The following is a 12,222-nucleotide window of genomic DNA, read 5'->3' as shown; positions in this document are numbered from 1 at the left end:
GCGATGGTATTGTCGAACGTCGGCATCGACCGCTGGCGCGTGATCGCGGCGATCTCCTGCCGCTGCTGCGCCATGCCCGCCTTGATCGCCGGCAGATAGTCAGCGTCCTTGATCCGGTCGAAGGCGGGAGCCTGATAGGGCAAGGTGCTCGGCTGAGCGAAGGGGTTGCTCGCGGGCAGTGTCTGGGCCCCGGCGGCGAAGGGAGCGGCGGTGGTGGTCATCAGTGCCACGGCGGTGGCGGCGTACAGCGAACGCATCCAGGTTCCTCGACAGATTGTTTCGTGTGCAACGAATGCACCCCGCGCCACGGTAGGGCAAGAGGGCTGTCATATGGCTGAATGGCCGGTCGGTGACACATCCTTCCCGCCCCGGGGAAAAGCTCTCCGACGCCTTCGCGCAAAGGGGAGCGCCGAACGTCGCTCCGCCTCAGACCAGCTCACCGACGGCGGCCATGAAGCGCGCCAATGTGATCGGTTTGGAGACATAGGCGTTGGCACCCGCGGCGCGGATGCGTTCCTCGTCCTCACGCCCGGCATAAGCGGTCACCGCCATGACCGGAATGGCCGAGAGCGCCGCATCCGCCTTCAGCTCCAGGATCAGCTCATAGCCGGTCACATGCGGCATCTGGATGTCCATGATGATCAGATCGGGCAGAAATTCGCGCGCGCGCGCGACCGCCTCACGGCCGTCGCGCACCGGCTCGACGACGAAGCCATGCGCGCGCAGCAGATCGCTGAACAGCTTCAGATTGAGTTCGTTGTCCTCGACAACGAGCACCCTTTTTGCCACGCGACACGTATCTCCTCTGAGGCGACGATAGAGAATGGGCCGAACCGATACAAATCCTGATACCGGCCCATCGCACGCCGCCACCGTCGCGCTCGACGCGCTGGTCTGGACGCTTGGCGAGCCATCGCGCGCCGAACGGATGATGGCGCTGACAGGGTTAACGCCCGATGACCTGCGCGCGCGGATCGGCGATGCGTCGGTGCTAGCGGCGACGCTCGCCTTCCTGGAGGCGCATGAGCCCGATCTGGTCGCCTGTGCCGCCGCGATCGACAGCACCCCCGCCGCGCTGGTGGCGGCGCGTGCGCGACTGGAGGAGGCGGCATGACGCGCCCGTTGCTGATCTGCGACTGTGACGAGGTGCTGTTGCATATGGTGCGTCACTTCGCGGACTGGCTGGACGAGGCGCACGACGTCGAGTTCACGATCGGCACCTGGGATCTGGCGAACAGCATGAAACGCCGTGGCGACGCGCCGCCGCTCACCCGCGAAGACATGTCGGGTTTCCTCGGCGGCTTCTTTCCGGCGGAGATGCATCGCCAGACACTGGTGCCGCAGGCGCGCGAGGCACTGGCCGCACTGGCCGGGCAGGCGGATATCGTCGTCCTCACCAATCTTGAGGATCAGTGCCGCACGCATCGCATCGAACAGCTCGCCGCCTTCGACATCGCGCATCGGGTCGAATGCAACCAGGGCGGCAAGGGCGCGCCGGTGGCCAGGCTGGTGGCGGAATATGGCGATCCGGTCACCGTCTTCGTCGACGATCTGCCGCATCATCACCAATCGGTCGCGGATCATGCCCCACAGGTATGGCGGCTGCACATGGTATCGGAACCGAAGCTTGCGCCCGGCGTCCCGACCGCGCCCGCCGCGCACGCGCGGATCGATGAATGGCCGGCGGCGCGCGACTGGATCGCGGCGCGCTTCGCCGACGGAAAGGTCGCGGAGGGTTGACCGCGTTCGCGCACCGCCGCAAGCAGCGCGCATGACCGACCGTATCGATCGCGCGCTCCAGGAACTGGGGCTCGAACTGCCGCAGGCCGCCGCGCCCGTTGCCGCCTATGTTCCCGTCGTCGCGGCGGGGGGGCTGCTCCACATCTCCGGCCAATTGCCGTTCCGCGACGGCAAGGTGGTCACCGGGCGGCTGGGCGACGACGTCTCGCTGGAAGAAGGCCAGGACGCGGCGCAGCGCTGCGCGCTGATGCTGGTGGCGCAGATCAAGGCGCATTGCGGCACGCTGGAACGGGTCACCCGCGTCGTGAAGCTGGGCGTGTTCGTCAATTCCGCTGCCGATTTCACCGACCAGCCCAAGGTCGCCAATGGCGCGTCGGAGCTGATGGTGAAGCTATTCGGCGATGCCGGCAAGCACGCCCGCTCCGCCGTCGGCGTGGCGGTGCTGCCGCTGGGCGCGGCGGTGGAGGTCGATGCGATCGTCGAGGTCGCGCCGGCGCTATAGGCTTTCGCGGGGCTGTTTATCACGGGCGGGCGCGGCGCCGTCGCCGCCCCGCCCCTTACCTGCTTGGACGATCGTTCCCGCATCCCTACCTTAGGCGGCGATGACCCCGCTTACCGCGCGAATCGCCGATGGCGTGGCCGCCGTCCCCGCCGACCAGTGGGATGCGTGCGCCGGCACCGCCAATCCCTTCGTCAGCCACGCCTTCCTGTCCGCGCTGGAGCAATCCGGCAGCGTCGGAGGTCGCAGCGGGTGGCAGTCGATCCCGGTGATCGTCGACGGCGCCGACGGCCGCCCCGCCGCGATCGCCCCCGCTTATGCGAAATCGCATAGCCAGGGCGAATATGTTTTCGATCACGCCTGGGCCGATGCGTGGGAGCGGGCCGGCGGCTCTTATTATCCGAAACTGCAGGTCGCGGCGCCCTTCACCCCCGTGCCCGGCCCGCGGCTGTTGCTGCGCGACCCAGCCGCCGCGCCAGCGTTGATCGCCGCGCTGGAGGCGGTGACCGATCAGCACCAGCTGTCCTCCGCGCACGCCACGTTCGTCGCGCCGGATCAGGTCGCCGCGTTCGAGGCGGCGGGCTGGCTGATTCGCGAAGGCACGCAGTTCCACTGGAAGAACGAGGGCTATGCCACGTTCGACGATTTCCTGGGCGCGCTGGCCAGTCGCAAGCGCAAGGCGATTCGCAAGGAGCGCGCCACCGCGGTGGAGGGGCTGACGATCCGCCACCTGACGGGTGACGCGATCGGCGCGCGCGAATGGGATGCTTTCTGGATCTTCTATCAGGATACCGGCAGCCGCAAATGGGGCCGTCCCTATCTGACGCGCGCGTTCTTCCCGATGCTCGGCGCGGCTTTGGGCGACAGGCTGTTGCTGATCCTGGCCGAGCGTGATGGCGAGCCGATCGCGGGGGCGCTCAACCTGATCGGGGAGGACGCGCTATACGGCCGCTATTGGGGCTGTACCGAGGAGGTGCCGTTCCTGCATTTCGAACTATGCTATTATCAGGCGATCGACGCCGCGATCGCGCGCGGGCTGGCGACGGTGGAGGCGGGCGCGCAGGGCGAGCACAAGCTGGCGCGCGGTTACGCCCCGGTGCCGACATGGTCGGCCCATTATATCCCCGACCCCCATTTCCGCCGCGCGGTAGCCGACTTTCTCACCCGCGAGCGCGCTGCGGTGGAGGCCGATCAGGACGTCCTGGTTTCGATGACCCCGTTCAGACGGGGGTAGCGGCGCGGGCAGCCCGCCGGCTCAATGTTCCTGTTCCTCGCGCAGCCGCTCCAGCCGTTCGCGGCGCTCGGCGCGTTCCTCGCGGATCTGCGCCATCGCCCGCTCCAGCCGCGCGCGACGGCGCTGCATCCGCAGGATCAGCCACTTCGGCACGCCAAGCTCCTCGTCGCTGGCCTCGGGCGCGGGCACCGAATGATCGATCCGGAACAGCACGGACGTGCCGCCCGGCGCGCGCCAGATCGGCACCAGCCCGGCGGTGTAGCGCGGGTTGTACGCCGGCGGACGGATCAGCCAGACATAGTCGAAGGCATCGCGCGGGAAGCGCGCCAGCGCGTAATTGACCGGCCGCCACCATTCGCGCGCGCATTTCACCTCGGTCACGATCTGGGTCGGATCGTGCGCATAGCCGCCAGCGGCGGTATAGCGCGCGGTCAACAATTGCGCGCCCGCCATCGACCATTGATCGTCGGTATAGGCCATGCGCCGCTCCAGCGCGATCGCGGGCAGATGCTCCAGCCGCGACATCCGCCAGGCGTTATGACAATTGTGCCCGACGAAGCTGATCAGCCGCGCGCCCACCGGCACATGCGGCAGCGCCGCCAGTTCCTCCTCGTAATCCCGCGCGAACAGCGCATAGCTGATCGTCGTCGCGGTCAGCCGCGCGGCATAGAAGGACAGGCCGAGCGCGGCCAGGATCGCGGCGTGGCGAAAGGTCGTCCCCGGCTTGGGCCGGATCGCGATCACCGCGATCGCGATCAGGAACGGCGCCATCCGCATATCGGCATAGGCGGAGCCGAACACGATCCGCGGCAGCACGATATACACCGCCAGCATCATCAGCGCCGACAGCCCCAGATGCCGCGAATATTCGATCCGCGGATCACGCAGCGCCTTGAACAGCACCAGATAGATCACCGCCATGCTGGCGACGTCGAACCACAGCCAGCGATCGCGCAGCGCCATCAGCACCCAGGCGATCTTGGTCCGCCAATAGAAGAAGTCGGCGGTCTGCCCGGTCACGTCCGCGCCCGATCGCCACGCCACCATCAGCACCATCGGCAGCGCCAGCGGGATGCAGCCGACGCCGGCGCGAACCCAGCTCTGGAACCAATGGCCGCCGCCCGCATCCTTGCGATGGTCGTGCTGGCGGATCATCTCGCTGGAAAAGGCGAGCACGCCCAGCACCCCCCAGCCGAACGTGTGGCACACCCACAACAGGCATGACAGCGGCACGAAGACGACCGCGCGCCAGCGGATCTGCCCCAGCCGCGCCATCCGCAGCCATAGCCCGAACAGGCACAGCGCCAGCCCCATCGACAGCGCGAAATTCACGAACCCGAACTGGAAGGGATAGCCATAGGCGAGCGGCAGCGCGAACAGCGCGGTGGCGGGGATGCGCCCGTGCACCTCGTGCGCGATCCATAGCAGGCCGCCGACGGTGAGCATCGGGATCGACAGCACGATCAGCTTGACCGCCGGCTCCAGCCCGATCAGCGGCGCGAGCGGTTCGATCAGCAGGTCGATGCCGAGATTACCGATCAGCGACCATTCGAATTTGTACCAGTCGTTCAGCCACGGATACACGTCGCGATCGAGCTGAACGCGATAGCGCCCCATATGCCCCGGCAGATCGACGATCGGCGGAATCGCCGGCCATATCAGCGGGATCGCCGCGACGATCACCGCCGCGAGGACGAACCATCGCGTCTGCCACCAGTAAAGCCGATCCCCCTGCATCCCAGCGCCTTACCGGCGCACGGCGGTCTACGGCAAGGGGGCGGCGGTATCCGCCGGGCGGATCACGCGCCACGCCAGGGCATGGCCGGGCAGCGCGACCGGGCGCAGCCATGCGACCGGCTCGCCGCGATCAAGCCGCGCCCACAATCCGTTCGGCGCGACGCGGCGATACAGATGCAGTTCGTTCATCCCCGGGCAGACCGCCAGATAATCGGCGCCGCTCGCCAGCACGATGCCCCGCGCATGCGCGGGCGACGCCATGAACGCGATCATCACCCGTTCCATCGCCAGGGCGCCGCGATGATAGCCACCCGCGATCGCGCGATGCGGGGTCGCCACCAGCAGTGACGGCGTCGCGTCGATCGGCGCGAACACCGTCCCGCGCGGTAGCGCGCGGAGCGCCGCCATCTCCCCGGTATCATGACAGATCGGCCGCGAGCGACCCGCCGGTCGATCGGGCGAATGATCAGCCGAGACCAGCAACATGCCGATCCCGGCGACCTGTCCGGGGGAGGCGAACAGCAACGCCGCCAGGGTCGCGGCGACGCGCGGCACGGTCGCCTCGATGCGGCGCGCGCGAGTCAGCAGCGCGTACAATAGCACCGCCGCGCCGGGCACCGCGACGGCATTGGCGGTCGCGCCGGCGCGGTTGACCATCACCGCCACCGCCAGCGCGGCCGCCTGCACCGCGATCAGTTGCGCCCAGCGTCGGCGCGGCTCACCCTCCGCCGCGCGCCACGCGATGATCGCCCCGCACAGGCCGACGACCGGCAGCCCGATCGTGATCACCGCCCAAGCGGGGCTTTGCAGCCATAGCGGCTGCCCTTCGAGGACGGTGAGATACCAATAGCGATAGACCGGCGCGGGCAGCGTCGCGAACGGCCCCGCGAGGCAGATGGGCGCGATCGAGCGGATCGCGATCAGCGCCGCGCCGCCCCCCGCAGCCAAAGCGATCAGCCGCGCGATCAGCCCGAAGCGGGCCACCACCACCGCCAGCCCCAGACCCGCGACCGCGCAGCCGAGCGCCGCGAGCCACACCGGCGACATCGCGTCGCAGGCGATCAGCGCGAAGCCGGGGCCCCGCGTCGCGCCGTGCAGCAGCACCGCCGCGCCCGGCAACGTCGCGCCGAACGCCAGCACGAACGGGGTCGCCCCCGGGCGTTCCCGGCCGTCCCATGCCCAACCCAGCACCGCGACCGCGGCGATCGCCACCGCGATCGGCAATACTTCCAGCGACACCGTCAGCAATGACGCCAGCGCCAGTCCGAGCAGTGCGCCGCGGCGGGCATCCTGCCGCCCCAGCAGCGCCATCAGGGCGACAAGTGCGAGGACGATCTGCCAGCCGTGATGATCGATCCGCAACGGCCGCATCTGCGCCAGCACGGGGGCGGACAGCGCCACCAGCACCACCGCCGCCGGCAATGACGCGGGACCGGCCACGCGGCGCGTGATCGCCGCGATCAACCCCATCGCCAGCAGCAGCGTCAGCAATGGCACCACCACCAGCGCAACGCTCTCCGCCGTCGCCGCGCCCAGCAACGGGCGTAACAGCAGGATCGTCGCGGCGATCGGCACGTCCACCAGCCGCGACCAGTGCATCGGAAAGTCGCCGTGGTTCAGCCGGTGCTGCGCGACATCGAACCAGCCCTGCCCCGCCAGCCAGTCGCGCACCTGCAGCAGCCGCATCGCATCGTCGGCGTCGGGAAAGCGCCGCGCGGCGATCGCGCCGGCATTGGTGATCAGCAGCACCAGCGCCGCGAACAGCCAGCCCGCCAGCACCACCGGCCACAGCCGGCCGTCCGTTCCGCCCCAGTTGCGCGCGGACGGCGTCGTCATCGTTCGGAACCCGGCGATCGTGGCGCGTCAGGCCGCCCTGCGCGCCGCCGGGAGGCGCGCGGGACCCTGGCGCAGGCTGCCCAGCGCGGCCTGCTCGCCCTCGTTGCCGCTCTCGTGATATTCGGCGTCCTCGTTCACCGCCCAGATGTCGTACACCCGCGCTCCGGCCTCGATATTACGCACCGTCAGCATCGCGGTCATCATCGCGTGATCCTGATTGTTGTAGCGGTGCATGCCGTTGCGACCGACGCAATGCAGCGTCGGGTAGCGTCCCTCGATTTCACGCCGCAGCATGTCGACATTCTGGGCATAATCCTCGTCATAGACGGGATAGGCCTTTTCCTGCCGCACCACCGCGCCGCCCTCGACCTGCGCCGGGTCGCACAGCCCCAGCGCCGCCATTTCGGTGGTGGCCAACGCAATCAGCTCCTCGTCGCTCGACGCCCACAGGCCGTCGCCCTCGAAGCAGAAATATTCCAGTCCGACGCAGGCGATCGCGCTGTCGGGCACCATTTCGGGGGACCAGCTGCGGAAATTCTGGATACGGCCCACCTTCACCTTCGGATCGTGAATATAGATCCAATTGTCGGGGAACAGATCGGGCGAACGGATCATCAGCGCGACCGTCAGGAAATCGCGATACTTCAGGTTCGCCGCTTCCGGCAGCGTCGCCGGCAGCGGGTGCAGGCGGCTCGCCAGTTCGCGCATCGGCGCCGACGAAATGACATGCGCCGCGTTGAGCGTGACGGCATCGCCGTCATGCGTGGCCGCGATCGTCCAGCGCTGCGTCGTCTGGTTGAAGCTCAGCTGGCGCAGCGCATGTCCCATCAGCACCTGCCCGCCGCGCTCCACGATCCGGTCGCGCGCTGCATCCCACATCATGCCCGGCCCCAGGCGCGGATAGCGGAAGCTTTCCAGCAGCGTCTTGGTCTGCATGCCATCGTTCGGGCGCTTGTTGAGCCCCAGCGAGCGCTTCAGCCCGTCGATTACCGCGCCCCACAGCGACAGGCCCTTGATGCGCTGCGCCGCCCAGTCCGCGCTCATCTGATCGCACGGCATGCCCCATACCTTCTCGGTATAGGTCTTGAAGAAGATGGCATATAGTTTCCGCCCGAAAGCGTTGACGGTCCAGTCCTCGAAGCTCTTGATGTCGCGCTTGGGCAGCAACTTCGCCTTGGCGAAGCTCGCCATGCACCAGATCGAGCGGAGGATGCCCAGATTGGCCAGCGCCTCGAACGCGCGCAGCGGATAGCTGTAGAATTTGCCTTCGTAATAGATGCGGCTCATCCGCGGGCGCTCGATGAAATCATCCGGCAGCAGCTCGTTCCACAGATCGACCACTTCCTTCGACTTCGAAAAGAAGCGGTGACCGCCGATATCGAAGCGGAACCCCTCATGCTCTACGGTGCGGCTGATGCCGCCGACATAAGTGGCGTCCTTTTCGATGATCGCGACCGAATAGCCCGCCTTGGTCAGCAGATAGCCGGCGGTCAGACCCGCGGGCCCCGCACCGATGATCGCGACGTCCACTGCGGCCATCGATCCCGTATTCCCCATCTGCAACACCCTCCGGCGCGCCACGCGCCCTTCGGCCCCGGAAATGCAGGAGGATGGTTGAAACGGAGTTAACGGCCGGCGTCCGCCCCTCCCGCGGCACCCCGAAAGCGCAACACAGCGCCTCGCTGCCCGGCGGACGGAGTGGAAAGTGGTGCGCGATCCGGTCTATAGCGCGCGGGATGCCACGCTCGCCCCTCCGGTCGTTGGCGGCGGCGGCCGCGCTGCTCGCCCCCGTCGTCATCTGGCCCGCCGCCGTTCGCGCGCAACAGAGCACCAGCTTCGATCTCGCCGGCCCCTCGTTATCGATGACGGTGAAGCGCGGCGAGACGACATTGCCGGTGGCGCAGGTGCCGGGGCTGCGCGCGGGCGACGTGCTGTCGCTGAAGGCCGATCTGCCGGCCGACCAATCGGCGCATTACGTGCTGGTTCTGGCGTTCCTGCGCGGCGCGACCAATCCCCCGCCGAAGGACTGGTTTCACCGCGTCGATGCGTGGGACGCGAAGAAGAACGTCATCACCGCCACCATTCCCGATGGCGCGGAACAGGCGATCGCCTTCCTGGCGCCGGAAACCGGCGGCGATTTCGGCGCCGTGGTGAAGGCGGTACGCGGACGCCCGGGCGTGTTCGTGCGCGCGGCGCAGGACCTGTTCCAGGCTTCGCTCGATCGGACGCGACTGGAAGCGTTCGTCGCCGGGATCGCGCGGGTGGAGGAAGCAGCGCCCGACCGGCTCGGCGCGGTCTCGACCGCGCTGGCGGGATCGCTCGGCATCCGGCTCAACGCCGAATGCCTGGCGCGTGCCCGCGCGTTGCAGGCGGCCTGCCTGACGCAGAACCGCGACGGGCTGGTGCTGCAGACCGGCGGCAGTACCTCGCTGGTCGAGACGATCGGCGGCACGACGACGCAATTCGCCTACAGCCTGGCCGCCACCAAGGAGGCGGGCGCAGGGATCTACAGCCCGTACATCTCACTGGCGCGCGATTTCGCGCGGCTGTTCGGCGTGTTTCGCAGCGCCGACTATCAATATGCCCCCGCGCTGGCGGTGAGCGGCGGCGATACGATCCGGTTGCAGCTCAACACCCCGCCGTCGTTCCAGAATCCCAAGTCGGTGCTGGTCGCGCCGCTGCCGCCGATCAATGCCGGCGCCCCCCCGGTGCTACGCTCCGCGCTGAAGCAACCCGCCTGCCTCAGCCAGCCCGGCCTCGTCCTGCCGCTTGACGACGCGCCGCTGGTGTTCGCCACCGGCTATGCGCGCGGCCTGTCGTTGCGCGTCACGCTGGCGGACGGCCGGGTCGTCGACCTGCCCGTCCGCGCCGACGCGGAGCGTGGCGGGCTGTCGGTGGCGGTCGATGCCGCGACCCTCGGCCAGAGCGCGGTGAACGATGCGGTGCTGATCGGGCGGTGGGGCTTCAACGAATTCACCGGCCCCCGCTTCGCGGTGCAGAACGGCGCCCCCGCGAGCTGGGCACCCAAGCCGGACAATGCGGTGGTGGTCGGCCGAGACACGCCGTTGACGCTGCAGGGCGGCGCCGCCGCCTGCGTCGAACAGGTCAGCCTGCGCGATCGCGGTGGCGCGGCCCGGCCAGTCGAATGGAAGGCCGATGGCCCTGACGCCATCACCGCGACGCTGCCGCTGGCACGGACGCGCCCCGGCGAGCTATCGCTGTTGATCGCGCATTACGGCAACACCACCCCCGCGCAACTGACGCTGAAGGGGCAGAGCGAGGCGAGCCGGCTGGAGGGCTTCACGCTCTATACCGGGGACAAGGAGGGACGGCTGGTCGGCGCCCGCCTCGACCAGGTCGAGCGGCTCGACGTGGCCGGCCTGACCTTCATGCCTGGCGCGCTGTCGCGTGATCCCGGCGGTGGCGACCGACTGGTGCTGACGACCGAGGGCGCGACCGAGACCGTCGCGCTGGGCACCAGCGACGCGAAGGTGCAGCTACACGACGGACGCACGGTGACGGTGCGCGCGACGATCACGCCGCCGCGCCCGCGCGTCGAGTTGATCAGCCGCCACGTCGACAGTGTCGCGGCGGAGGGGCGCCTGCCGCTTGCGCTGCCCGACAATGCGCTGGCCCCTGACACCAGGCTGACCTTCTCGGTGCGCGCGGTGAACACGCGGCTGAGCAACGCAGATGCGATCGAGGTGGCAACCGCCGACGATGCCGCCAGCACCAAATTGTCGGTCGCCGCGGGCACGCTGCAATTGCTCGGCGGCGACATCGCGATCGGATCGCTGACCCCACGCACCGCGCTCGGCGCGGCGGCGGTGGGTGCGATCAAGATGCGCCTGCTGCAGGGGGACCTGACCGGCGAATGGCAGCCGCTGGCGCGCGTCGTGCGGCTACCGTCGCTCTCGGGGATCGCCTGCACCGCCACCGGATGCACGTTGAGCGGCGAGGATCTTTATCTGATCGCGGCGGTGGCGGCGGACGAAACCTTCGCCAAGCCGGAGGCGGTGCCGACCGGCTTCGTCGGCGCCACCCTGCCGGTGCCGCGCCCGGTGAACGGCGCGCTGTACCTGAAGCTGTTCGACGCGCCGGACGACGTGGTGAAGGTGATGGCCGCGACGAAGAAGGTGAAATAAGCGATCGGCGGCGCCCCCGGCCGGCGTGGCCCCCGCCTGGGCGGGGGCCAGCGACAGGCGCTCCGACCGATCTCTTAACGGTCGCGCCGCCCCAGCAGCCGCAGCCGCAGCGCGTTGAGCTTGATGAAGCCCGCCGCGTCGCGCTGATCATAGGCGCCCTGATCGTCCTCGAAGGTCACCACCTTCTCGCTGTACAGCGAATGGGGCGACTTGCGGCCGGTGACGATGACATTGCCCTTGTACAGCTTCAGCCGGACGGTGCCGGTCACCTTCTCCTGGCTATGGTCGACCGCCGCCTGCAGCATCTCGCGCTCGGGGGAGAACCAGAAGCCGTTGTAGACCAGCTCGGCATAGCGCGGCGCCAGTTCGTCCTTCAGATGCGCCGCGCCGCGATCGAGGGTGATCTGTTCGATCCCGCGATGCGCCAGCGCGTAGATGGTGCCACCGGGGGTTTCATACATGCCACGGCTCTTCATGCCGACGAAGCGGTTCTCGACCAGGTCCAGCCGGCCGATGCCGTGCTTCCGGCCCAGATCGTTGAGCTTCGCCAGCAACGTCGCGGGGGAGCAGGCCTCGCCGTTCAGCGCGACGCCGTCACCACGCTCGAAATCGATCGTGATCGTCTCGGGGCTGTCGGGCGCGTCTTCCGGATTGACGGTGCGCGAATAGACGTAATCGGGCACCTCGTCCCACGGATCCTCCAGCACCTTGCCCTCGGACGAGGTGTGCAGCAGGTTGGCGTCGGTGGAGAAGGGCGCTTCGCCGCGCTTGTCCTTGCTGACCGGAATCTGGTGCGATTCGGCGAATTCGATCAGCCGGCTGCGGCTGGTGAGATCCCATTCGCGCCACGGCGCGATCACCTTGATGTCCGGATTGAGCGCGTAATAGCCCAGTTCGAACCGCACCTGATCGTTGCCCTTGCCGGTCGCGCCGTGCGACACCGCATCGGCACCGACCAGCTTGGCGATCTCGATCTGGCGCTTGGCGATCAGCGGCCGCGCGATCGAGGTGCCGAGCAGATACAGCCCCTC

10 protein-coding genes and 1 pseudogene are annotated in these 12,222 nt (G+C 68.6%); 5 read left to right on the top strand and 6 right to left on the bottom strand.

All coding sequences use genetic code 11. From position 1 onward, the window contains the following. Positions 1-257: pseudogene (locus ACFDSW_RS10775) on the bottom strand (dipeptidyl carboxypeptidase II); the annotation flags it as partial. Positions 258-426: 169 nt separating this feature from the next. Continuing rightward, positions 427-789, bottom strand: coding sequence for a response regulator (locus tag ACFDSW_RS10770; protein WP_375250293.1), 363 nt, complete (start codon positions 787-789; stop codon positions 427-429). A 34-nt stretch (positions 790-823) separates the two neighbouring features. Between ACFDSW_RS10770 and ACFDSW_RS10765 the strand changes: the two genes are divergently transcribed. The 4 genes from ACFDSW_RS10765 to ACFDSW_RS10750 all read left to right on the top strand — a co-directional run bounded on the left by ACFDSW_RS10765 (position 824) and on the right by ACFDSW_RS10750 (position 3,473). Then, on the top strand, positions 824-1,114 hold the full coding sequence (locus tag ACFDSW_RS10765) for a DUF3572 family protein (protein WP_375250292.1): 291 nt from the start codon (positions 824-826) through the stop codon (positions 1,112-1,114). Beyond that, positions 1,111-1,740: an HAD family hydrolase gene (locus ACFDSW_RS10760; protein ID WP_375250291.1), complete on the top strand. Its 630-nt coding sequence runs from the start codon at positions 1,111-1,113 to the stop codon at positions 1,738-1,740. The genes ACFDSW_RS10765 and ACFDSW_RS10760 overlap by 4 nt, the downstream gene beginning before the upstream one ends. Before the next feature lie 31 nt (positions 1,741-1,771). After that, a complete protein-coding gene (locus ACFDSW_RS10755) occupies positions 1,772-2,242 on the top strand; it encodes a RidA family protein (protein WP_375250290.1) in 471 nt (156 codons plus the stop codon). Between the two features lie 100 nt (positions 2,243-2,342). Continuing rightward, positions 2,343-3,473, top strand: a complete 1,131-nt coding sequence (locus ACFDSW_RS10750) for a GNAT family N-acetyltransferase (RefSeq protein ID WP_375250289.1) — start codon at positions 2,343-2,345, stop codon at positions 3,471-3,473. 21 nt (positions 3,474-3,494) lie between these two features. On the opposite strand, the gene ACFDSW_RS10745 is transcribed toward ACFDSW_RS10750, so the two are convergent. From ACFDSW_RS10745 to ACFDSW_RS10735, 3 genes are read right to left on the bottom strand one after another with little or no spacing between them, the layout of a single operon-like run. Further along, the gene (locus ACFDSW_RS10745) at positions 3,495-5,210 is read right to left on the bottom strand and encodes a hypothetical protein (protein WP_375250288.1); all 1,716 of its coding nucleotides are present in this window, start codon (positions 5,208-5,210) and stop codon (positions 3,495-3,497) included. 27 nt (positions 5,211-5,237) lie between these two features. Continuing rightward, on the bottom strand, positions 5,238-7,046 hold the full coding sequence (locus tag ACFDSW_RS10740; protein ID WP_375250287.1) for a hypothetical protein: 1,809 nt from the start codon (positions 7,044-7,046) through the stop codon (positions 5,238-5,240). A gap of 27 nt (positions 7,047-7,073) precedes the next feature. After that, on the bottom strand, positions 7,074-8,585 hold the full coding sequence (locus tag ACFDSW_RS10735; protein WP_375250286.1) for an NAD(P)/FAD-dependent oxidoreductase: 1,512 nt from the start codon (positions 8,583-8,585) through the stop codon (positions 7,074-7,076). Positions 8,586-8,782: 197 nt separating this feature from the next. Here ACFDSW_RS10735 and ACFDSW_RS10730 point away from each other — a divergent pair, with 197 nt between their 5' ends. After that, positions 8,783-11,191, top strand: coding sequence for a hypothetical protein (locus tag ACFDSW_RS10730; RefSeq protein ID WP_375250285.1), 2,409 nt, complete (start codon positions 8,783-8,785; stop codon positions 11,189-11,191). Between the two features lie 74 nt (positions 11,192-11,265). On the opposite strand, the gene ACFDSW_RS10725 is transcribed toward ACFDSW_RS10730, so the two are convergent. Then, a partial coding sequence (locus tag ACFDSW_RS10725) for an argininosuccinate synthase (RefSeq protein ID WP_375250284.1) occupies positions 11,266-12,222 on the bottom strand: 957 nt, incomplete at its 5' end.

Source organism: Sphingomonas sp. (genome assembly GCF_042091075.1).
Classification (GTDB): Bacteria; Pseudomonadota; Alphaproteobacteria; order Sphingomonadales; family Sphingomonadaceae; genus Sphingomonas.
The sequence above is the reverse complement of the archived record's forward strand: the minus strand, read 5'-3'. Positions and strand labels throughout refer to the sequence as shown.

Coding starts and splice junctions, on each gene's coding strand:
- ACFDSW_RS10760 (WP_375250291.1), top strand. CDS start 1,111: ATGACGCGCCCGTTGCTGATCTGCGACTGTGACGAGGTGCTGTTGCAT.
- ACFDSW_RS10730 (WP_375250285.1), top strand. CDS start 8,783: ATGCCACGCTCGCCCCTCCGGTCGTTGGCGGCGGCGGCCGCGCTGCTC.
- ACFDSW_RS10765 (WP_375250292.1), top strand. CDS start 824: ATGGGCCGAACCGATACAAATCCTGATACCGGCCCATCGCACGCCGCC.
- ACFDSW_RS10755 (WP_375250290.1), top strand. CDS start 1,772: ATGACCGACCGTATCGATCGCGCGCTCCAGGAACTGGGGCTCGAACTG.
- ACFDSW_RS10750 (WP_375250289.1), top strand. CDS start 2,343: ATGACCCCGCTTACCGCGCGAATCGCCGATGGCGTGGCCGCCGTCCCC.
- ACFDSW_RS10735 (WP_375250286.1), bottom strand. CDS start 8,585: ATGGCCGCAGTGGACGTCGCGATCATCGGTGCGGGGCCCGCGGGTCTG.
- ACFDSW_RS10740 (WP_375250287.1), bottom strand. CDS start 7,046: ATGACGACGCCGTCCGCGCGCAACTGGGGCGGAACGGACGGCCGGCTG.
- ACFDSW_RS10745 (WP_375250288.1), bottom strand. CDS start 5,210: ATGCAGGGGGATCGGCTTTACTGGTGGCAGACGCGATGGTTCGTCCTC.